We start from the raw sequence: 25993 nt of genomic DNA, 5'->3' as shown, positions 1-25993 counted from the left end.
TATGCTTTTACTTTTGAATTGATTTTTATTTAATACAAATATCAATTTTAAATCTGTTTATAATTCTATCATCACTTAAACGGTACAGTAATACCCAACCATGGAAGCACAAAAAGACGTTCGATTTCACTGGTTACTGGAATAAATCCTCCAAAATCTATAGCCAGTTTACGACCCATATAGCGGGCGCCACCACTGATAAAGCCAAATGAATCAGAATCACCTACAGCAAGTAAATAATTCTCAGTAAGTAGGGCCCATTTTTTTGAAGTTCGGATCATTGCACTTAATGAAACTGTAGGCGTGCTGGTAATGCCCCCGTTGGATGAATAGCCATATCCTAAACCGAGTGTCAATTGTTTATCACGAGTACCAAAGGTATTCGTTCCATAAAGAATTCCTGCAAATTCTGATGAAGCTCCGAGCACTCCAAAAACAATGGTTCCAACACCGTAAGCGCCTTTTCCATTTTTATAATTAAAATTAAACTTAGGAGTAAGCCATAAAGGAGTTTCTGCAACGCCTCCAAAAATAAACAAGGGGATAATCCCAACACCCAGAGTAAAATGATCAGAAAAACCATAACTCACTTGATTAAAAAAGATCCAGGAATTTTGATAATAGCCTTCTCCTTTTCGCAAACCATACGAACTGGGTCCCCAGAAATGTCGAGTGGAGTGGGGATTTTCAGGCCAGTATTCACCATGTACCAATTGATATTTTTCTGGATGCGTTATGGATCGAATGGTATTTTTTGGAATCTTGAGGATTCCAATTTTTGTATTGATCTCAATTGGATCTGTATTAAAAGTAGAAACAGTTCCAATATAAGTATTTCCATCAGTCGTTTCAATTACCCAAATACTGTCCTTGGACCCGGAAGTTTGAGAATGGCAGGTTGTACTAAATCCAATAAGTAGTAACACAACGAAGTAGTAAAGGAGTATAAGTGGTTTCATGGCTTTCATTTAATTACTCTAAGATAGAGGGAGAATTGCTAATTACATAATGATTGTAATCAGAATGGAATTGAATGAATTTTAAATTGAGAGAAATTGTTTGAATGCATGACTCTAAGCTTGCATGCTTTTATATTAAAGAAGTAGATAGCTGTTTAACGGTTATCTAAAACAATTACTTTAAGTGTTTTCTGAAAACGTGTATTATAAAGATTTAATAAATAAATTCCTGGAAATGGAGGTGATTGTATTTCAAATATTGGTGTACCTTCTAAATTGTTTATGAGTCCATCGAATTTAGAATAATTCACAAGTTGAATCCAGGAATACTGAATCGGCTCAACTTGTTTTTCAGCTGTTGTAAATACAGTGAATACTTCATTCGTTAAAACAGGATTTTTAATTTTATAATCAATTTCAAAATTCAGTTTGTTTTGAACGAACTCCGAATCTTGATTTTTTAATAAGTCTAATGTGGCTTGATTCAGTCTTTTTGGCAAGGTATAAAACTCAACTGCTACCGTATCTTTTCCAATACATTTTGAATTGTCTGTTGCCCATTCAAATAAATAGACTCCTTTTTTTGTTACAGTCACACTGCTGTTGGGATTGTTTTTATTTACAAAAACAGCGAGTCCGGTGCCGGAAATTGTTTTCCAGTTTCCTGATTGATTTGGATCGGCAGCTAATTTTGTTTTTAATCCAAGGATTTTTTGATCTTGACCGGCATTGGAATTTGACTTGACAAAAGTCTGAATGCAATACCGACAGGATAACATGTTGTTTTTAACATACCGAACGCAAATATTTTTTAAACCTCCTGAAGTCCAATGAATATCTATTGAACTTTTCGTGTTTGGATTGGGTGTAAGGATACTTCCCGTTCCACTAATTGTCCATTCATACTGTTTTATATCCGCCGTATCCATTCTATTTAAGTAATAATTGGATTTATCAGAAGCGCAAATACTATCTTTTCCAATAAGAATTGATTTGCCTGGTATGGAATCTAAATTAATTGTGTAACAATAGCTTTTATTACAATAAGCACTTTGGTTATCCAATTCTGCTTTTGTTCCAATATTTAAACAATAACTGCCTGAATGATTAACGTTCAACATAAGATCTGTAGAAAGGGTTTTTTTCAAAGGATCCGATTGGTCATACCAATTGTAGTCAAATTCAAATGTTTCTCCTACAGAACAAATTTTATTATAATCCCAGACCGGTTTGATTTGAACAATTCCATTCGTACAAGCAATGTCCCAATATCTAATCTCGCGATTTATGGTTGCAGTGGTGAGTAAAATCGAACTATCACAATGATAGGGAATTGTTGATTTAGGGAAGTAAATTTCGAATTTTTGACGACAACCAGGCCACGAATGACCCAGCATATCAACATAAGGTTCTTCACCACATGAAATAAAATATACATCTACAGGTTCCGGTAAATCTAAGACATGATAACTTCCCCCATTACAACAAACGATGCTGTTTCGGTTCTCATAACAATAAATGCTTGGTGGAGATGGAAAGGGTTTTGCATCATGCACCATCAATTTAGTACACACCGGACCCGATATACTGCAATTTAGATTATTAAATCCAATAGATTCCCTTACTTCAACACATAAAGTAAAATCACCCTCATTTGGTAAGTCCAATTTAATTTGATTCGAATTCCAGGGGAGATCATCTCCATCTAAAGTCCATAGATATTTAAAATTACACGCATTCTTTACCGGATGTATGTAAAATTCATAACCACAAACGCCACTGCAAATGGGTTGTATTAGCTTGCTGGTATCATTATTAATATAACCTAAAGGATAGGGATCGGGTGGAACTTGTGAATTGGTATTAATAGTGAAATCACAGACATCGCCGGAACAGCCATCTACCCATAAATAATAGGTCTTACAGGCAGTTAAATTAACAGTGATTTTTTGGACAGATTTTGCTGCTACACAGGGATTGTATTTACCGGCAATGTGTTTGCCACAGGGACAATCATCCATAATTCCAAATTCAAGTCCCATATTTTTTTGACATAAGCCAGTCGTAATGCTAATGCTTACCTCACCCCCTTTAGAGTTAAAGGCCCACCAATCTGTATTCTCACCTATATAATCTGGAAGACATTCTGATGCAATCTTGCTATTGTTAGTGCATGCGTACCCATTTAAATCATCGATACTGCAAAGCGTTTCGGATAGGATGCACTGAGTTGCTGTGGGTGGTGTGCATTGTGCTTGGAAGGATTGATGTGCCCCAATTCCAGAAAATAGGGAAATAAAAAAGGATACTAACAGTTTATGTATGTGCAATTTTATTTTTATTTATGCGTACGATTCGAGTTTCTGGATATATTTAGTATAAAATAATATTAATAAATAAGCACTTTTTGTAATCCCCAAACACCATCGGCTTCAATTTGTAGCAAGTATAAACCAGATTTGACCGGAGCCTTGATTTCACAAATCGAATTACAATCAGCATTAAATGCGATTCCATTTAATACAATCGAACCAGTAAGATCAATCCAACGATAGTGGATGCGTTCGAAAAGTAAGGATTCATTGAATTCAATGCTGGTTTGCCCTGTACACTCAATCGGATTGGGTGTTTGAAATTTAATGAATGATTCTTTCGTTAAAATTTGTTGATTGCGTTGATCAAGTTTATCGGTGACGAATGGTGTCTTCTTAACTAAAATTTTAGGATAGGTAAAAAATTCGACTTGTACCGTATCCAGATCACGACATCCATAATTTGTTGCATCCCATTCTAATTGGTAAATTCCAGTTTTACTGACAGTGATCCGAGATTTAGGATCTCTTGGATTGGAAAATGCTACTGCACCCGGACCACTGATTTTCCGCCATAATCCGGAATTCACTTTATTTGCATTTAAATTTGTTTTTAATCCAAATACTTTAAAATCAGCACCGGCTTGAGCGGCTTTAATAACTGTAATTTGTTTGCATAAAAAGCAAGTATTTATAGAGTCGTTTTTAAAACTCAGGCATACTTTTTTTTGTCCTTGAGTAGTCCAGCTGGCTTCAATGGAATTAGATAATTCAGGTATTGGGGAAACGATGTTTCCATCCGGACTTAATTCCCAAAAGAAGTGAAGGATTCCCGGAACTTGTGAGGTATCAAAGGATATCCTGTTTGTTTCATTTATACAAACAGTATCTTCAACTGCAATTATTAAATTTAGGTGACTGGTATCAATTTGTACCTCATAACAAAAAGTGGATGCGCAGGTTTTACTTTGACCTTCAAACAGCGTAGTTAATGATACTTCAATACAATAGGTTTCAGGTTTTGTTATAAAAATACGATCATCTGTCCCAATGCTTTTTTTAGTGGGATCCAACTGACGATACCAAAAATAGGAATAACTAAAACTTGCATTGGAATTACAAGTATCCTGAATCGTTAAATTAGAAGCGATGATTGCGATTCCTTCATTGCAAGTTTGCGTAAAGTGAGGAATCACTGTTGGATATATTGCAGTTAATAACCCGGTACTGTCGCAACGGTAAGGGCCCTGCGTTTTTCCTGCATTGAATTCCGAATTCGTTTTGCAACCGGGAATTGTTATGCCCTGTGGCGATTTATAGACTTCCCCATTGCAGCCGATGTATGTTATTTTTTGTGGTACGGGTCTTGGCAAAACTGTAAAATTGACCACCGAATCAAATTTACAGCAGTTGGCATCTGTAAACTGTTCACGATATTCGCCTGTTTGAAAAATGCGTTGTGAAAACCAGGTGTATCCACCGGGATTTGCCTGTTCATAACAAAGGGTCCTTGGCAAACCTATTCTGTCTGCAATTGGACGAACTTGAACAGTAGCACAAACGGGACCTTCCTGCGAACAAATCGAACCACTTGAAGGATTTCCAATGTATGCTGTAACACAAAGTACAAAATCACCCTGATCCGGAAAATCAAGCCGTATTTCATTTGAATTTCCCCCAAGCTCATCTCCATCCAGAGTCCAAACGTAGGTTGGTTCACAACCTCCTGGCTGCGGATTTACAAAAAACAAATAGTTGCAAGCACCTACACAAACAGGTTTTATTATTCTGCTAGGCACATTATTAATTGGATTTAAAGGTGTTAATTGCGGTGGCCCACCACCAGAAGTATGGAGTGTAAAATCACATATATCCCCCGAGCAGCCGTCCACCCATAAGTAATAGGTTTTACAAGCTGTAAGGGTTACATTAATCGTAGAAGTTGAATTAGGAGGTATACATGGAATCGAGCGACAAACAATTTCCTGACTGCAGAGACAGTCTCCCCAGATTCCATATTGGAGTCCTTGGGAGGTCGTGCATCCACCAATTTCCATGGTTATCGTAATATTGCCACCATTCGTCACAAATCCCCACCAGGAGGTATTATGGCCGACACCACCTTGTGAGCACAGTGGATTGCAAGGACTTGGAACTGTACTTGGATTGTTGCATTCATATCCGTTCAATTCATCAAGTGAACAAAGCACGCTCGATTGATCACATTCTTCTGCCATCGGAGGCGTGCATTGTGCAAAGCCGTTGCGATCAAAATTCAATAGCAGAAATAAAATGAGATGAATTAATAAGAAGAAAGATCGAATGAGATGGAAAGAGGGGAGTGCATTTTTCATAAGCTCGTAGGGTTGGTTAATTAAAATCTGATTTCCAGGGATCTGAGTATGCCTTAATATCAGGAGGCATTAAATCAAGGATTTGTTGCCTGGGGTTAGGGCAGCTACACAAAATCTCCTGTAAGTTAAACGAATTCTCAGATAGAAACGCTGCAAGCAATATAAAAAGCAATGGACTTGAACGATCAAAACTTCATACAAAGCACTCAGGACCAGTCATATACAAATATAATATAATATGTTTATACATTATAATAATAAATAATATAAATACATATAATTATAAATAATTTATAATAAATTGTATATCAATATAATAAAGATATAATTAAAAAATTATATTTAAAATATTAAAAAAATATGTAATATGTATTTATGTTTGCCTGAGTTTGTGGAAACCGACTACGGCAAAGCATTGTATTTGATATTTTTTGATTTCTGGTACAATATTTGATTTTAAGATTTCCGCAGACTGAATTCTGGTGTAGAAGATAGCTTCATGTGCTAAGTGGGTAAGAAGGATTCTCAAGGATCGAATTGTAAAGTCTCAATATATGAAAACTACAACAACGCAATCATTGCGTATGTGGATGCTATGCATCGTATTATTTACTGCTGCTGTCCTTTTAGCAGCAAGTATAAATTATTCGGATTTTAATCTTTCCGGATCTTTTCTAAATCTTTTATTTAATCCCGGCTTATTCACAGCTTTTGTTGCAGGCAGCTTAATCCTATACAGCTGTATGTACCTTTTTAGTTTTCTATTTCAAATAAAAGATGGATTTTATAAACAATGGATTAAACCGGTTTCCTGGGATTCAGGATCTCTAACTGGAAATTCATTTCAATCAAAAGCATCCAATTCAATTAATTCAAACATCAACGTAACTAATAGTATGTCAAAGTTTACATTCTTACTCGTCGGCTTAACAATTTGTATTGTTGGCTTTACTTCAAATTTACAGGCACAACTTGTAGCAGAAAATCCATTGGAAACCAGAGTCAAAGAAACCTTGAAGCAAAATGCAGAGGTATTGCGATTTATGGAAAACAAGGGCCAATTGGAAAATAAAAATATTCTCTATTACCTCAATGGGAAACAAGGTTCCATTTATATAGAGAAGGATAAAATCCGATTTGTAGCCAAGGACTATCTGTTTGTAAAGAATGAAAAAACAAAAGAGACGGATCGTTTCTTTAATGGCGCACACCAATTTACCTTAAACATGGAGAATTCGAATCCGAATGCAAAAGTAGTTTTAGGTAAATCCTTTGGAACGAAATACAATTTCTTTATTGGAGAGGATCAGTCCAAATGGGTTTCCGGTGTTCAGGCGGCTAAAGACATTACGCTGGAAGAAGTATATCCTGGTATTGACATTCGATTATATAGTAATCAAGATGGTTCTTTGGAATTTGACTGGATAGTTGATCCAGGAGCAGATTATAAAAATATTGATCTTCGATTTGAAGGACAAGATAAATTATCTGTATCTAAAGATGGTAGTTTGAATGTAGGTCTTCGCTTTACCGATGTGAAATTTCACATTCCTGAAACATACCAGGTAACAGAAGCAGGTAAAGTACCATTAGACTTTGCTTTTAATGTAAAGAACAATAAGAATGTAAGCTTTAAATCTAAATCAAAAATAGATCCAAATTATCCAACAGTAATTGACCCGGTTTTAAGTTGGGGTACGTTTATGGATGGCAATGATCCGGATTTTGACCAATATCTTTTTGCAATTCAAGTGGATCCCAATAACGGGATGGTGTATTGTGCAGGTGCAACCAATAGAAACATTCCAACCGGTTCTGCACCCTATGATGCTGATGGATATTTAAATTCTATTTCTGGTTTTGGTACAGGTGCAACACCCCGTGTTGCTATTGTGTATCGAATCAATAGCACCGGTTCGGATTTAGTAGACTTAACCATGTACGGTCCAAGTACGGTTTCTGGTACAAATACGGTTGTAGCATATGGATTGAGTCTTTCAACGAATCGTGTATTTATAGGTGGAAGAACCACGGTAGATGGTTTACCTATGGGTGGTAGTCCATTTGATAATAGTTTTGACAATAACGATGGCTTTGTTGCAGTATTCTCAAGGGATTTAGGAACGCTACATTATTCAACATATTTAGGTGGAACGGGTTCTGAAGATTTAGGAGTTACTTCCATTCGGGCTATAGATGACAATACCTTTGTATGCGGTTTGACTGCTGAAGCTGCTTTGCCTGGTGCATATATTTCAGGGGGAGCTGCTCAAACAGGATTTGGAGGTGCCAGCGATATGTGGGTAGGAAAATTTACTACTTTAAATAATTTAAGTTTTGGTACCTATATCGGTGATAGTGGAACAGAAATTTTTAACGACCTGGAATTATTTGCTGACGGTCGGGTTGCATTTGCGGGTTCAGGTACAGGATCTTTGACAGAAGTAAATAGTGCTGCAAGTCGATCAACGGGATCAGATTTTGATGGTATCGTAGGTGTCTTGAATTCTACAGGTACTGGCTTTAATTATTTGGATGAGATTGGAGGCGCAGGGGATGATAAAATTAATGACTGTGGAATAAACAGCAGTACAATTTTTTGGACAGGTTCCTCAGCTGATGGGTTTCCAACCTCTTCAGGAGCTTATGATGCCACTAATAATGGGGGATTGGATGTAGTTGTTGGTTCTGTTAGTGATGTAGGTGGAGCTGCTTCATATAAAGCGACACTTTATGGTGGTGGTGGTGATGATATTGGTAGCGCTATAAAACGAGTCATGCAAACGCAGTGTGATGGTACAGAAGATGCCTTTTTACTCGTATTTGGTACAACTGGTAACAATGCTATTGGGATTCCAACCGTAAATATTAATGGAGATCCATTTTACGATGCAACCAATAATGGTGGTTTGGACATCTATTTTGCAGGTTTTAATGACAATGTAACTTCGCTTGTGTATGCAACCAATATTGGTGGACAGTACAATGACTATTTAGGAGATACAGGTGAGCCTCGGGGTGGAAACCATTTGTGGGTGAAAGGTGCTAATATTTATTGCGGTACTACCACACACAGTGCAACGCATTCACCAACAATTGTTGCGAATACGGGATTTGACCAAGTAAAAACTAACAATGCAAATCCGACATCTGATGATACGCATGTACTTTTTTCAATTCAATTTACCTCATTGTTTGAAACGGATTATTCAGATGCTCCTTCCTCTTATGGTGTTCCATCACATATTTTGGACTGTGCGCATATTCGGATTAATACCTTAGATCCTGAAACAGGTGCAACTCCAGGTGTCAATGCCAATGGAGATGATAATGCAGGGATCGATGACGAAGATGGTATTTCAACATTTCCAATTTATCAATCCGGTGGTCCACAAAATATCAGTGTAACAGTAAACAGTGTAATGAATTCAACAGGTTTTTCAGCTACACTTTACGGATGGATCGATTTAAACAACGATGGAAATTTTGACAACAATGAAATTGCAACAACTGCAGTTGCCAATGGATTTAGTGGTTCAAAAACCTTGACTTGGTCAAGCGTAACCGTTTCAGGAAATCCATCCAATCAATATTTAAGATTACGACTTACAACCGATGCGCTTGCTGATGATGTCAGTACAACGGGCTTAGATGAACGGTCAACAGAAAGTGCTGAGAACGGTGAGGTTGAAGATTATTATATATGCGTTAAACCAAAAGCAGGTGCTGACAAGAGTGTTGATTGTGTAACAAATTTCCCAGGTGGAACCGCAACAATGGCTGCCAGTGGAACAGGAACCTGGTCTGCAGGTGCTGGAAATCCAGGTACCGCTTTGATTGTAACTCCCGGTTCACCAACTACAGTTATTAATAGCTATAGCGCTGCAGGTACCTATACCTTTGTATGGACCAATGCAACCAGTTGTGCTACCGATACGGCTTTGGTTACCGTAACTGCAAAACCAAATGCAGGTGGAAATCAAACGGTAAGTTGTGTGCCATCATTTCCTGGTGGAACTGCAACCATGGGAGCAACTGGCGTTGGAACCTGGTCTGCACAAGCTGGAAATCCGGGTACCGCTACGATCACATCTCCAAATTCGCCTACAACGACTATAAAAGATTACACAGTTGCTGGGTCTTATAATTTTATCTGGACAAACACGAGCGGTTGTAATGATACGGCGACGATTACCGTAACAGCTAAACCAAATGCTGGCGTTGATAAAAACGTGAGCTGTGTTCCTTCATTTCCTGGAGGTTCCACTGCGATGGCTGCTTCTGGTTCAGGAACTTGGACAGCACATCCATCCAACCAAAGTTCAAACATCGTTACCCCTTCTTCACCAACAACTACTATTAATACGTTTGCTGGAGAAGGTACCTACTTATATATATGGACTGTAGGCAGTTGTACAGATACTGCCGCAGTAATCGTTACGAAAGGGCCTGTTGGTTCTGCTTCACCACAATCAATTTGTAGTGGAAATACCAGCAGCGTGGCTTTAAATTCAACGGTTCCGGGATCTACCTTTACCTGGACCGCTGCACAACAATCAGGTGCAACCATAACTGGATTCAGTGATTGTAATTCAGCCTGTGGAACCACGATTGCCCAAACATTAACAAATACAACCAACAATGCTTCAGGTGTTGTTAGATATACAGTCATTCCAACGTCACCAAATGGTTGTGTTGGAAGTTCATTTACAGTGGATGTTACAGTAAATCCAAAGCCATCCGGTTCTGCATCCAATCAATCGATCTGCAGTGGATTTACAACATCAGTGACTTTAAGTTCAACAGTTCCAAGTTCAACATTTACCTGGACCGCTGCACAATTATCTGGATCTACGATTACTGGATTTTCAAATTGCGCAGCAGCATGTGGCACAACGATTGCTCAAACTTTAACAAATACAAGCAACGCAACTCCAGGAGTTGTACGATATACGGTGACACCAATTTCACCAAACAATTGTCCTGGAAATACTTTTACAGTTGATGTAACAGTAAATCCAAAACCAATAGGATCTGCAAGTCCTGAAACAATTTGCAGCGGCGCTACTACAAGTGTAGCATTAAGTTCAACAGCAGCTGGAACTACATTTACATGGACCGCTGCACAACAATCTGGTGCTACAATCACTGGATTTTCAAATTGCGGAGCAGCATGTGGTACTACCATCGCTCAAACATTAACCAATACAACGAATAATAATGCAGGGGTTGTAAGATATACCGTCACACCAACTTCAGCAGATGGTTGCGTAGGTGCAACATTCCAAGTAAACGTAACGGTTAATCCAAAACCTGGAGTTTCAGTAACAACTACACCAGCTTGTATTGGATTCAGTAATGGAACTGCAACAGCAGTTGTAACAGGTGGATCTGCACCATTCTCTTACGATTGGAGCAATGGTCAAACTTCAGCGACAATTACCAATTTAGCCAATGCAACATATACTGTTACTGTAGAAGACAATAATAATTGTACCAATACAGCAAGCGGTACCGTTCAACAGCAAGGCATCAGTGCCATGACTGCAAATCCAAGTGCATGTAATCCCGCAAATAATACTTATAGTGTATCAGGAAGTTTAACTTTAGTGAACCCTCCAACAAGCGGTACATTAACGGTAAGTATTGGTGCAAGTCAACAAGTATTTAATGCACCATTTAACTCACCTACAAATTATACCATAACTGGTTTGACAGCAGATGGCGCCGTGCATACTGTAAATGCAGTATTTAGTGGCGGTACGCAATGTTCGAAGAGTGTAAATTATACAGCTCCTGTAAATTGTCAACCAATTATTACGCATAGCAAAAGCTTTGTTTCTGCAACACAAACAGGTGCACATAGTTTTTCAGTTGTTTATACAATTACTGTTGGAAACACTGGAGGCGATGGTCAATATGATTTAAAAGATGTTCCTGGTTTTGATGATGATATCGCAATTACTAGTGCATCCTTTATTACAAATGCTCCTGGAAATCCAGGAGGAGCCTTAGCAGGAACAGGTCCTTGGACACTTGCTAACGATCAAGCTATTTTAACAGGCCAAACACATACCTATACCTTAACTGTAAATGTTTCAATTGATTTAAGTGTAGGAAGTAGTGGAAATAATAGTTATACAAAATGTGGAACAGCTACTCCAGGAAATCCAACATCTGGAGAAGGTTTATACAATGAATCAAGATTAGATACAAACAATGACGGAACTCCGGAAGAAACTAAAAAGGCTTGCGGTGATATTCCATATTTAGATATGACGAAATCCGTTGCATCCATTAATCCATTAGGAGGTAATATGTATAATGTATTGTATACAATTACTGTAAAAAATCTAGGTGGTGCCAATGGACAATATGATTTGACAGATGCTCCTGCATTTGAAAATGATATCAATATTGGAAGTGCATCGTATACTTCCAATGCACCGGGTAATGCCGGAAGTGCATTAGCTGGAACAGGTCCTTGGATTTTAGCAAGTGATCAGGGAATTATAGTAGGCGCTACGCATACCTATACCTTAACAGTGAAAGTAACTTTAGATCTTGCTGGCGGCGGTGGTGACAATGTCTACACGAAATGCGGTGCAGCAATTCCAGGTGATCCAAGCAGTGGAGAAGGATTATACAACCAATCGAAAATGGATACCAACAACGATGGTACCATTGATGAAACGGACGAAGCATGTGGTGATTTACCTTATGTTACTACAACTAAATCTGTTTCAAGTATAGTTGCATTGGGTGGTAACATGTATAATGTAATTTATTCAATTACAGCTCAAAACTTAGGGGTGCAACCGGACAATATGATTTATCAGATGTTCCTGGTTTTGATGACGATATTACAATCGGCAGTGCCAGCTTCACCACCAATGCTCCCGGGAATCCAGGCGGTGCATTGGCAGGAACGGGTCCATGGACTTTAGCAAATGATCAAAATATAAGTGCTGGTGCAACACATACTTACACTTTAACTGTAAAAGTTACTTTAGACTTGCGTGCAACAAGTGGAGGAAACAATGTATACACTAAATGTGGAACGGCTACACCGGGAGACCCTGCAGCTGGTGAAGGTTTATACAATCAATCCAAAATGGATTCCAATAATGATGGAACACCAGAAGAAACACGCGAAGTTTGTGCAGATTTACCTTATATAGTAAATACAAAATCAGTGGCTAGTATTTCACCTCTTGGTGGAAATATGTACAATGTCGCTTACACTATACAAGTAAGAAACTTGGGTGGAGGAAATGGTGCATATGATTTGGTAGATGCTCCGGGTTTTGACAATGATTTTGCAATCAACAGTGCAGCATATACATCCAATGCACCAGGTAATCCAGGATTAACTTTAGTTGGTACTGGACCTTGGACCTTAGCAAACGATCAGAATATAGTTGCAGGTGCAATTCATACGTACACATTAACCGTAAAAGTTACACTTGATCTTACTCCAGGAAGTGGTGGGGATAATGTGTATACTAAATGTGGAAATACCAATCCAGGAGATCCACAAAGTGGTGAAGGATTGTACAACCAATCACGTGTAGATTCTAATAACGATGGCATCGCAGAAGATACCAGTGAAGTATGTTCTGATGTGCCTTATGTGACAAGCAATAAATCCATATCAACAATCAGTCCACTGGGTGGAAATATGTATAATGTAAATTATACAATTACTGTACAGAATCTTGGTGGTGCCAATGGTCAGTATGACTTAAAAGACATCCCTGGATTTGATGATGATATAACAATTAATACAGCATCCTATACTTCCAATGCTCCTGGAAATGCGGGTTCTGCATTGGCAGGTACCGGACCATGGACTTTGGCAAATGATCAAGCAATTCTGGTAGGTGCTACGCATACTTATACACTTACAGTAAAAGTGACTCTTGACTTAACTGCAGGAACCGGTGGAAATAATACCTATACAAAATGTGGAACTGCAATTCCAGGTGATCCATCATCAGGAGAAGGACTCTACAATCAATCTACTATTGATACAAACAATGATGGCGTTGTAGAAGAAACAAAAGAAGCTTGTGGTGATTTACCATATATTGTTTCAAATAAAACATTGACAAGCATTTCACCTTTAGGAGGAAATATGTACAATGTAGTTTATTCTATAACAGCTCAAAATCTTGGTGGAGCCAATGGACAATATGATTTGACAGATGTACCTGGTTTTGACGATGATTTTACAATAAACAGTGCATCTTATGTTTCGAATGCACCAGGAAATGGTGGGTCTGCATTGGCAGGCACTGGACCATGGACATTAGCAAACGATCAAGCAATTACCGCTGGTGCAACACATACTTATACCTTAACTGTAAAAGTTACACTTAATTTAAGAACAGGTACAGCTGGTGATAATACGTATACTAAATGTGGAAATGCAATTCCTGGTGATCCAACAAGCGGTGAAGGATTGTATAACCAATCTAAATTAGACACGAATAATGATGGTACACCTGAAGATGTTGATGAAGTATGCGGTGACGTACCTTATATTACAAATGTTAAATCAGTAAGCAGTGTTACACCATTGGGTGGCAACATGTATACCGTTGTTTATCAGGTATTGGTTAAAAACTCAGGGGGTGCAAATGGTCAATATGATTTAATTGATGCACCTGGATTTGATGATGACTTTACTATAAATAGTGCTTCATATGCATCAAATGCTCCTGGTAATCCGGGCGCTGCATTAGCTGGAATTGGACCATGGACTTTATCAAATGATCAGGCTATTCTTGCTGGGGCTACTCACACATATACCCTTACCGTTAAAGTGACTTTGGATTTGACTGCGGGTAGTGGTGGAAATAATGTTTATACAAAATGTGGTACGGCTACACCAGGTGATCCAACAAGTGGAGAAGGCTTGTATAACCGTTCAACAGTTGATGTAAATAATGATGGCATCCCAGAAGACACTTCAGAAGTTTGTACAGATTTATCTTATATTACAAGTAATAAAACAATTGCTAGTATCATCCCATTGGGTGGTAATATGTACAATGTGACTTATAATATTGCTGTACAAAATTTAGGTGGTATCAATGGGCAATATGATTTAACAGATGCACCTGGATTTGACAATGATTTTACATTAAATTCTGCTTCTTATACCAGCAATGCTCCTGGAAATCCAGGAAACGCACTGGTTGGAACGGGCCCTTGACCTTAGCAAATGATCAGGCAATTAATGCAGGATCTACACACAATTATGTGTTAACTGTTAAAGTTACATTGGACTTAAATGCAGGAACAGGTGGAGACAATGTATATACAAAATGTGGTAATGTAACACCTGGAAATCCAAACGCAGGTGAAGGATTATACAATGAGTCCAGATTAGATATAAATAATGATGGAATTGCTGATGAGTTAAAAGAAGTTTGTGGCGATGTTCCATATGTTACAACCAACAAATCAATTTCTAGCATCAACTCATTAGGTGGTAATATGTATAATGTTACCTATAACATCACCGTTCAAAATCTTGGTGGCACAACTGGTCAATATGATTTATCAGATGTACCAGGTTTTGATGATGACATTACAATTAATAGTGCATCTTATACATCGAATGCTCCAGGGAATGCTGGTGCTGCTTTAGCAGGAACGGGTCCATGGACTTTAGCAAACGATCAATCCATTGTTGTCGGTGCAACGCATACCTATACTTTGGTTGTTAAAGTTACTTTAGACTTAAGAACAACAAGTGGTGGAAATAATAGCTACACAAAATGTGGTACTGCAACACCGGGTGATCCCACAAGTGGAGAGGGATTGTACAATCAATCTAAGATGGACACCAATAACGATGGAACTCCAGAAGAAACGAAAGAAGTTTGTGGTGATCTTCCATACATTACAACAGTTAAAACTGTAAACAGCATTACCCCATTGGGAGGTAATATGTTTAATGTTTCATATCAAATTCAAGTTAAAAATATCGGCGGTGCTAATGGTACCTACGATTTAATAGATGCACCAGGTTTTGATAATGACTTTGCAATCAACAGTTCGTCTTATACTTCGAATGCTCCGGGAAATGCCGGATCAGCATTAGCAGGAACAGGACCATGGACTTTAGCAAATGATCAGGCAATCCTTACAGGTGCAACGCATACGTATACTGTTGTTGTTAAAGTTACATTAGATTTAACAGCAGGTAGTGGAGGTGATAATATTTATACAGCATGCGGAAGTGCAACTCCAGGTGATCCAACTTCTGGTGAAGGTTTGTATAACCGTGCTCGAGTGGATATTAACAATGATGGAATTCCTGAAGATACCAGTGAAACCTGTGCGGATGTTCCTTATATAACCAGTAATAAATCGTTGACTACAATTGCTCCTTTGGGTGGCAATATGTATAATGTCACTTATACGATAACAGTTCAGAACTTAGGAGCTTCTGCAGGACAATATGATTTATTGGATGTTCCTGCATTTGATAATGATATTACCATTGGTTCTGCTTCTTATACAACAACTGCTCCTGGAAACGCAGGTGGTGCATTAGCAGGAACCGGACCATGGACCCTTGCAAATGATCAGGCAATTGTTGCCGGTGGTACACATACGTATACCCTGGTTGTTAAAGTTACCTTAGACTTAACAGCTGGTACTAGTGGAGATAATATCTATACGAAATGTGGAAATGCAATACCAGGAAATCCAACAGCCGGAGAAGGCTTATACAATGAATCCAGAATGGATTCAAACAATGATGGTACACCGGAAGAAACCAAAAAAGCTTGTGGTGACTTACCTTATATTGTAACAACAAAAACATTTACATCCAAGACCGATCTTGGTGGAAATATGTATAATGTAAACTATACAATAGCAGTTCAAAATCTTGGTGGTGCTAATGGTCAATACGACTTGACGGATATTCCAGGATTTGATGATGACATTACAATTAATAATGCTTCGTATACTTCAAATGCTCCAGGTAATGGAGGTGCTGCTTTAGCAGGTACAGGTCCATGGACCTTAGCAAATGATCAGGCTATTTTAGTAGGAGCTGTTCATACCTATACGTTGACAGTGAAAGTAACTTTGGATTTAAATCCTGCAAGTGGAGGAAACAACACCTATACAAAATGTGGTGCTGCTATACCAGGTGATCCAGCTGCAGGCGAAGGTTTATACAACCAATCTAAAATGGATACCAATAATGATGGCATTCCAGAAGACGTTGATGAAGCGTGTGGCGATTTACCTTATGTAAGTACAACTAAAACAGTTGCAAGCATTGCTGCTTTAGGTGGCAATATGTTTGAAGTAAAATATACGATTAAAGTAACCAATTCAGGTGGTGCCAATGGTCAATATGACTTAACAGATATTCCTGGATTTGATGACGATATTGCAATAAATTCTTCGTCCTATGCTTCTGATGCTCCGGGTAATAGCGGAGGTTCTTTAGCAGGTGTTGGACCATGGACGCTTGCAAACGATCAGGCAATAGGTATCGGTGCAATTCATACGTATACCATTACTGTAAAAGTTACGATCGATTTAAATCCTGGATCAGGTGGAAATAACGTTTATACAAAATGTGGTTCCGCAATTCCTGGCGATCCAGCTGCTGGTGAAGGTTTATACAACCAATCTAAAATGGATACCAACAACGATGGTATACCAGAAGATACAGATGAAGCATGTGGTGATTTACCTTACATTACTTCTAACAAATCCATTTCAAACATTGCGCCTTTAGGTGGCAATATGTATAATGTTACATACAATATTACAGTTCAAAATCTTGGAGCTGTTAATGGTCAATATGACTTAACAGATATTCCTGGATTTGATAATGACATCAGTATAGGTTCTGCTTCTTTCACAACAACGGCTCCTGGAAATCCTGGAGGTGCTTTGGCAGGAAGTGGACCATGGACACTTGCAAATGATCAGGCGATTACAGCAGGCGCAAGTCATAGTTACACAATTACTGTAAAGATTACTTTAAATCTTGAACCAGGTAGTGGTGGCGATGATGTGTACACAAAATGTGGTGCAGTGACACCAGGGGATCCGAATGCCGGAGAAGGTTTATACAACCAATCTAAATTAGATTCAAACAACGACGGTGTTGCAGAAGAAACGAAAGAAGCTTGTGGTGATATTCCATATGTTTCAGCAACTAAAACAATTACAAGTACAGCCCCATTGGGCGGAAATATGTATAATGTTACCTATTCAATCGTAGTTCGTAATTTAGGTGGCGCTGTTGGTCAATACGACTTGAGCGATGTTCCTGCTTTTGACAACGATATCGCAATAGGATCTGCTTCCTTTACAACAACAGCTCCTGGAAATCCTGGAGGTGCTTTAGCTGGAACTGGACCATGGACATTAGCAAATGATCAATCGATAGGAATCGGTGCAACGCACACTTATACATTGACTGTTAAAGTTACATTGGATTTAAATCCAGGTAGCGGTGGTGATGATACCTATACAAAATGTGGAGCAGTAAATCCAGGGGATCCAAATGCGGGTGAAGGTTTGTACAACCAATCTAAATTAGATACAAATAATGATGGTACTCCTGAAGATGTTGATGAAACTTGTGGTGATCTTCCATATGTAACTTCTACTAAAACAATCACTACGATTACAAATTTAGGTGGCAACATGTATAATGTGAGCTACGCAATCGTTGTAAAAAATCTTGGTGGAGTTAATGGAACATATGATCTTTCAGATGTACCAGGATTTGATAATGACATTGCAATAGGATCAGCCTCTTATACATCAACAGCTCCTGGCAATCCAGGTGGTGGTTTAGCAGGTGTTGGTCCATGGACTTTAGCAAATGATCAAGTGATTGGTGTTGGTGCAACCCATACCTATACATTGACTGTGAAAGTAACTCTTGACTTAAGAGTGGGAACAACTGGTGATAATATTTACACAAAATGTGGAAATGCGATTCCAGGTGACCCAAGCAGTGGTGAAGGATTATACAATCAGTCTCGTTTAGATTCAAACAATGATGGTACTCCGGAAGAAACAAAAGAAGCTTGCGGTGATTTACCATACATCGTTAATACAAAAACTGTAAACAGCATTACCCCACTTGGTGGAAATATGTTTAATGTGAAATACAATATTGCTGTTAAAAATATTGGCGGCGCAAACGGTCAGTATGATTTAACAGACGTACCGGGATTTGATAATGACTTTGCAATCGGTTCAGCTTCTTATACCTCTGATGCTCCTGGAAATGCAGGCAATGCTTTGGCAGGTAGTGGACCATGGACCTTAGCAAATGATCAAGCCATTACGGTTGGCGCAACACATAATTATACCGTTACTGTAAAAGTTACCTTAGACTTAAGTCCAGGTAGTGGTGGTGATAACATATATACAAAATGTGGTTCGGTAAATCCGGCAGATCCAAATAGTGGTGAAGGTTTATACAATCAAACGCGGGTGGATATCAATAACGATGGTATTCCGGAAGATACTTCTGAAACATGTGCAGACATTCCTTATGTAACAAGTGCTAAAACAATTAATAGCATTACTTCTTTGGGAGGTCATATGTACAATGTAGTTTATAAAATTGTTGTAAAAAATCTCGGAGGTGCAGCAGGCCAATACGATCTGTTGGATGTGCCAGGTTTTGACAATGATATTACAATAGGTTCTGCTTCTTATAGTTCTGATGCACCAGGCAATGCCGGCGGTTCTTTAGCTGGAGTTGGTCCATGGTCATTAGCAAATGATCAGGGAATTAATGCCAATGCTACGCATACCTATCTGGTAACTGTAAAAGTTACTTTAGATCTGAATGCTGCAAGTGGTGGTGATAATATTTATACGAAGTGCGGACAAGTAAATCCAAATAATCCACAAAGTGGAGAAGGATTATACAATGAATCCAGAATGGATTCAAACAATGACGGAACACCTGAAGAGGTGAGTAAAGTATGTGGTGATTTACCTTATGTTGTAAGTAGTAAATCTGTCACAAGCGTTACTCCATTGGGTGGAAACATGTTTAATGTAAGCTACAAAATGGTCGTTCAAAACTTAGGTGGAATCAACGGTCCATATGATCTTACCGATGTACCAGGTTTTGATGATGATATTACAATCAACACCGCAAGCTATACAACCGATGCACCTGGAAATCCAGGAGGTCCATTAGCTGGAGTAGGACCATGGGTGCTTGCAAACGATCAGAATATTGTAAACGGTGCAGTTCATACGTATAACTTGACTGTAAAAGTTACCTTGAATTTAGATCCTGCAAGTCCTGGTAATAATACTTACACGAAGTGTGGTGCTGCTACTCCTGGGGATCCAACAACTGGAGAAGGTTTATACAACCAGGCTAAACTGGATATTAATAATGATGGAGTACCAGAAGATGTTGATGAAGCATGTGGTGATGTACCTTATGTTACTGCAAGTAAATCAATTGCTTCTATAACTCCGTTGGGAGCAAACATGTATACAGTTAAGTATCAAATAAATGTTCAAAACTTAGGTGGAACTGCAGGCATGTATGACCTGGTAGATCAACCTGGTTTGGATGATGATATTACAATGGGTTCTGTATCCTATACATCAGATGCACCAGGTAATTCTGGCGGTTCGTTGATTGGTACAGGTCCTTGGACTTTAGCTAACGATCAGGCGATTGGTATCGGTTCAACACATAGTTACATCATTACTGCAAAAGTTACTTTGGATCTTACAATTGGAAGTAGCGGTGATAATGTATATACAAAATGTGGTAACGCAATACCTGGTGATCCTGCTGCTGGTGAAGGATTATACAATCAATCCAAACTGGATAACAACAACGATGGTATTCCAGAAGAACTTGATGAAGTCTGTGGTGATTTACCATATGTAACAACAACCAAAACACTTACCAATATTTCTAATTTAGGTGGTCACATGTATAATGTAACCTACCAGTTAGAAGTTAAAAATTTGGGAGGTGCAAATGGTCAATATGATTTAACAGATGTGCCAGGATTTGACAATGACATTGCAATTGGTTCAGCATCCTATGTATCAACGGCACCTGGTAATCCAGGATCGGCCTTGATCGGTAGTGGTCCATGGAACTTAGCAAATGATCAAAACATTGGTGCATTCTCGACACATAATTATACGCTTACTGTTAAAGTCACCTTGAATCTTGAAACAGGAAGTGGTGGTGATGATATTTATACTAAATGTGGTGCCGTTACACCGGGTGATCCAACAAGTGGAGAAGGATTGTACAATCAATCAAAAATGGATTCCAACAATGATGGAATTCCAGAAGAACTTCGGGAAACTTGTGGTGATTTACCATATGTTGTGAATGCAAAAACAATTGCTTCAATTACACCATTGGGTGGCAATATGTATAATGTGGTTTACCAATTGGTAGTTAGAAATCTTGGAGGTGCAGGAGGTATTTATGACTTGACAGATATTCCTGGATTTGATAACGACATTGTAATCAACAGTGCATCCTTTACAACAACAGGCCCAGGTGCTGCAGGTGCATTAGCTGGAGCAGGTCCTTGGACTTTGGCAAATGATGCAGCAATTGCTGCAGGCGCTACACACACGTATACCATTACAGTGAAAGTAACCATCCAAATGGAAGGTGGAGCTGGTAATGATGTGTATACAAAATGTGGAAATGCCACTCCAGGTGATCCAACAGCTGGCGAAGGATTATACAACCAGGCTAAATTGGATATCAACAACGATGGTACACCAGAAGATGTTGATGAAGCTTGTGGGGATCTGCCTTATGTTACTGCTGCTAAAACAGTTGCGAACATTACAAATTTAGGTGGACATATGTATAATGTTACTTACAATGTAGTTGTAAGAAATTTAGGAGGAGCAATTGGTCAATATGACTTAAATGACATTCCTGGATTTGATGATGACATTACAATAAACAATGCATCCTTTACTTCAAATGCACCTGGAAATGCAGGTGGACCATTAGCAGGTTCTGGTCCTTGGAATTTAGCCAACGATCAAAATATTAATGCAGGTTCAACGCATACCTATGTATTAACAGTAAAAGTGACCATTGATTTACGTGCAACAAGTGGAGGCGATAATATTTATACTGCTTGTGGTCAACTTGCTACACCTGGAGATCCATCTCCTGGGGAAGGCTTGTACAATCAATCAACCATGGATTCCAACAATGATGGAATTCCAGAGGAATATGATGAAGCTTGTGCGGATCTTCCGTATGTAGTTTCTAGTAAAACAATTACAAGCATTATCCCTCTTGGCGGTGGAATGCATACCATAAATTATCAGTTAAAAGTTCAAAATCTTGGTGGTGCTATCGGACAATATGATTTGACAGATGCTCCTGGTTTTGATAATGATTTAACAATAAATACAGCTTCGTATACAACAACAGCTCCAGGAAATCCTGGCGGTGCATTGGCTGGAAGTGGTCCGTGGGTACTTGCAAATGATCAATCTATTGGAATTGGTTCAACGCATACCTATAACCTAACAGTTAAAGCAACGCTTGATTTCAGACCGGGATCTGGCGGTGATAATGTGTACAGTGAATGTGGTAAAACAACTCCTGGAACTCCAAAAGCTGGAGAAGGTGTGTTTAACCAGTCCAGAATGGACATCAACAACGACGGTACTCCTGAAGATGTGGATGATGTATGTGGTGATATCGATATCGTCGATATGGCGATCCGTAAAACTACGGTTACCGCTGCACCATACAGCTATGGACAATTGATTACGTTTAATTTGGAAGTGTTCAATCAAGGTAATATTCCATTGACAAGCATTGTTTTAAATGATTACTTGCCAAGTGGATTTACTTTCAGCCCTGCTGACAATATCGCAGGATGGAGTCAAATCAATCCGGCATTATTAGAATACAATGCAGTGGCAAACGTTCCAAAATATTCATCTGTAATTGTTCCGCTTAAATTAAAAGTGGCCATGAGCAGTGGATACAAAGCGTGGTTCAATTATTCGGAAGTTAAATCTTATAAAGATGTTTCTGGAAATGACAGAACGTTTGAAGAATTAGATAGTAAACCAAACTCCAATACACCTGCTGAGTTGGCAGTATTACCAGGTGATCCAGGTGATGACAATATCAATACCATGGATATTGGAGGAAATGAAGATGATCACGACCCTGCAGGATTTAATGTGTTTGACCTTGCATTACGCAAAATAGCTAAAGGTGCAAATCCATTAACCTACGGTGAGGTGGTTCCGTTTGAAATTACCTTGTTTAATCAGGGAAGTATTTCAGCGATGAATCCTCAAGTAACGGATTATGTTCCAGTAGGATTCCAGTTTGTACAAGCAAACAATCCATCTTGGACATACAATGCCGGTACTCGTGAAGCATTGACAACCTATTCCGGAAAAATTAAACCGGGTGATAGTGCGAAAATCACCATCAATTTAACCTTGTTGCCTAACCTTGGCAATCCAAGAGCATGGGATAACATTGGTGAAATTGAAACGGTAACAGATACTTTAGGTAACGTATTGACTGATTTTGATAGTAGCCCTGGTGGTACTAAAGATGATGATGGTCCTGCGATTGATGATGCAATCAATGATCCAAATGATCAAGATGATCACGATCCATCAATAGGGCCAGTGTTTGACCTTGCCTTAAGAAAATATGTTAAAAACAAATTACCATATTATGCTCCGGGTGATGTAGTACCTTATACCATTACTGTTTTCAATCAGGGTAATATAACTGCTAAGAATATTCAGGTTAATGATTACATGCCTCAAGGATATGTCTTTGAAGCAGGTTCAAATCCTGGATGGGGTTTTGTTGGTTCGACTTTGGTATACAATAGCATTGCAAAATTGTATCCGGGTGATAGCGTTCAGTTGACATTAAATCTGAAAGTACAGATCGCTGCAATTCCAACTTTATTAGATTGGGATAATTATGCAGAAATTCGTACAGCGAATGATACATTGAATGTAAACAGAGACAACGATGATGCAGACAGTAAACCAAATACTAACAGTGCTTGGGAAAGACAAGTTGTTGAAAATCATCCTTGGGATAATGTGATTGATGGAAATGGTCAAGTCGAAAATGAAGATGAAGACGACCATGACTTTGAAAACGTAAAAGTAACCGGTGCAATTGGTGACCGTGTGGGGATGATTTGGATGGAGATGGTATTCAAGATCCAGGCGAACCAGGATTACCAAATGTAATCGCTAACTTATACGATTGCAGCACATTAGCTCTGGTTAAAAAGGACACAACAGATGCAAGCGGTATGTATTTGTTTGATTTCTTATTACCATTGAAATCATACTTCGTGAAATATGACTTTGCATTAGTTCCTCCAGGTTATGGATTTACATTCCAAAATCAGGGTGGTGATGATACAAAAGATAGTGATGTAGATGCAAATGGAGTTGGTCCATGCTTGACCATCCAACCAGGTAAGAGAGATTCAACTTACGATGCTGGTTTGGTTAAATTAGGTTCCTTCTCTGACTTTGTTTGGGATGATAAAGATGGAGATGGAATTCAGGATCCGGGTGAAGGAGGTATTCAAGGTGTTGTTGTAACAGTGTACAATGCAGTTACTAAATTACCTGTGAAGAATACGGTTACAGATGCGACAGGATACTGGATATTAAAAGACTTATTACCTCAAGATTATTATCTTAAGTTTGAAGCTCCGGCTGGATTTGTGTTGACACTTCCTAATTCGACTACAGATTTTAAGGATAGTGATGTAGATAATAGCAATGGACCAGGTACAACTGCTACCACGCACTTATCACCGGATGAAGATGATACAACAGTGGATGCTGGTTTCTACAGATGCATTATGGTATGTGGTGATGTTTGGTATGATTTCGATATGGATGGTATTTACGATGCAGCAGAAAAAGGAATTAACGGATTGCGTGTTTATATCATCGATGCAATCAGTGGTGCAACGGTTTCTACCTTAACTACCAGTGTAAAACCAGGTACACCTTCTGATGATGGTTACTTTAAAGCAGCTTGTCTGAGACCAGGTACGTACTATATACGTTTTGAAAGACCTGGACATTTAGGTGCCAGTGAACCATACAAAGGAACGAATCCAAATAAAGACAGCGATATCTCTCACGAAAATGGTGTCAACACCACGAAGAAGTTTACTGTAGTGAGTGGAGATATGGTTTGTGGATATGGTGGTGGATTCCAGGTTAAATCGATCGTAGGGGACCGTGTTTGGGTTGACCAAAACTTCAACGGAATCCAGGATCAGGGTGAAGCACCATTATCCGGTGTAAAAGTAGCAGCCTATAAGAGTACTGGAACGATGGTAAGTGAAGGCTTAACTGGTACTGATGGACAATTTACTTTGGATGGTATGATTCAAGGAGACTACTATGTTAAATTTGAATTGCCAGGAACAAGCTATGGCTTTACAAGACCTCACGCTGGTTTTGATGAAGTAGATAGCGATGTAGATGGAACATTCGGATACGGTAGTACCCAAATGTATAGAATTCAAAGTGGTGAAGTAAGACCGACTATTGATGCGGGTGTAGTATCTCAAGTACTTGCCGTTGAATGGTTAAGTTTTGATGGAAACTACAATGGCAGCTTTACTGAATTGGATTGGACGACCCGGGTAGATATCAATACAGATCACTTTGTTGTAGAAAGAAGACATGAATCCGAAACTGACTTCAAAGAAATCGGACAAGTGGAAGCTAACAGCGACATGACATTGACTTCACATGAATACAACTTTGATGATTTTGATGTGACGCAATCAGGTGTTTACTATTATCGCTTGAAACAATTTGATAAGAATGGCAGATTTACTTACAGTAAGATCATTTCAATCCGCGTAACCACAGAAGATGAATTAAATGTATTCATCTATCCAAATCCGGTAAATGACTTATTGAAAGTTGAACTCTGGATACCACAGGATACTGAATTGGATGTAAGAGTATTTGATCAGAATGGAAAAACGGTCTTGTATGCTCCTTTTAGTGAATACAAAACTAAAGGTAAATACAGCGAACTTTTAAGTACCGCCAATTTGATTCAAGGTCAATATGTATTACAAATCAAAACGGTGTCAGGTGTAATTAACAAGAAGTTTACCGTTTCGAGGTAAAAAAATATAGAACAAGATGAAAGGGCCTGCTTCAATTTATTGGAGCAGGCTCTTTTTTTTAAATTGACGACTGAAGGTCTGAAGGACTGGGGGTCTGGAAATCTGGACAGATAAAGATCTTAAGTGTTAAAAAACTATATGAAAGTAGGTTTCAAAGTGAA

The 25993-nt window shown here is 38.6% G+C and carries 7 protein-coding genes; 4 read left to right on the top strand and 3 right to left on the bottom strand.

The annotated features are described in order from the left end of the window. Positions 1-71: 71 nt before the first annotated feature. The 3 genes from IPK91_07225 to IPK91_07215 all read right to left on the bottom strand — a co-directional run bounded on the left by IPK91_07225 (position 72) and on the right by IPK91_07215 (position 5625). Entirely contained in the window at positions 72-959 is an 888-nt protein-coding gene (locus IPK91_07225; GenBank protein MBK8297056.1) for a hypothetical protein, read from the bottom strand. 155 nt (positions 960-1114) lie between these two features. Next, entirely contained in the window at positions 1115-3289 is a 2175-nt protein-coding gene (locus IPK91_07220) for a hypothetical protein (GenBank protein MBK8297055.1), read from the bottom strand. 59 nt (positions 3290-3348) lie between these two features. Continuing rightward, entirely contained in the window at positions 3349-5625 is a 2277-nt protein-coding gene (locus IPK91_07215; protein MBK8297054.1) for a hypothetical protein, read from the bottom strand. A 554-nt stretch (positions 5626-6179) separates the two neighbouring features. On the opposite strand from IPK91_07215, the gene IPK91_07210 reads away from it, so the two are divergent. The 4 genes from IPK91_07210 to IPK91_07195 are packed head-to-tail and all read left to right on the top strand — an operon-like array spanning position 6180 to position 25832. Then, on the top strand, positions 6180-12572 hold the full coding sequence (locus IPK91_07210; protein ID MBK8297053.1) for a SprB repeat-containing protein: 6393 nt from the start codon (positions 6180-6182) through the stop codon (positions 12570-12572). Next, complete coding sequence (locus tag IPK91_07205) at positions 12545-14845, top strand: hypothetical protein (GenBank protein ID MBK8297052.1); 2301 nt, start codon at positions 12545-12547, stop codon at positions 14843-14845. Before IPK91_07210 ends, IPK91_07205 begins: the two co-directional genes overlap by 28 nt. Beyond that, positions 14842-23907, top strand: coding sequence for a DUF11 domain-containing protein (locus IPK91_07200; protein ID MBK8297051.1), 9066 nt, complete (start codon positions 14842-14844; stop codon positions 23905-23907). Before IPK91_07205 ends, IPK91_07200 begins: the two co-directional genes overlap by 4 nt. After that, on the top strand, positions 23856-25832 hold the full coding sequence (locus IPK91_07195) for a T9SS type A sorting domain-containing protein (protein MBK8297050.1): 1977 nt from the start codon (positions 23856-23858) through the stop codon (positions 25830-25832). Before IPK91_07200 ends, IPK91_07195 begins: the two co-directional genes overlap by 52 nt. Positions 25833-25993: the final 161 nt, after the last annotated feature.

It is taken from the genome of Saprospiraceae bacterium (assembly GCA_016712145.1).
Taxonomy (GTDB): domain Bacteria; phylum Bacteroidota; class Bacteroidia; order Chitinophagales; family Saprospiraceae; genus Vicinibacter.
This window is presented reverse-complemented; position numbering and strand designations above follow the sequence as displayed.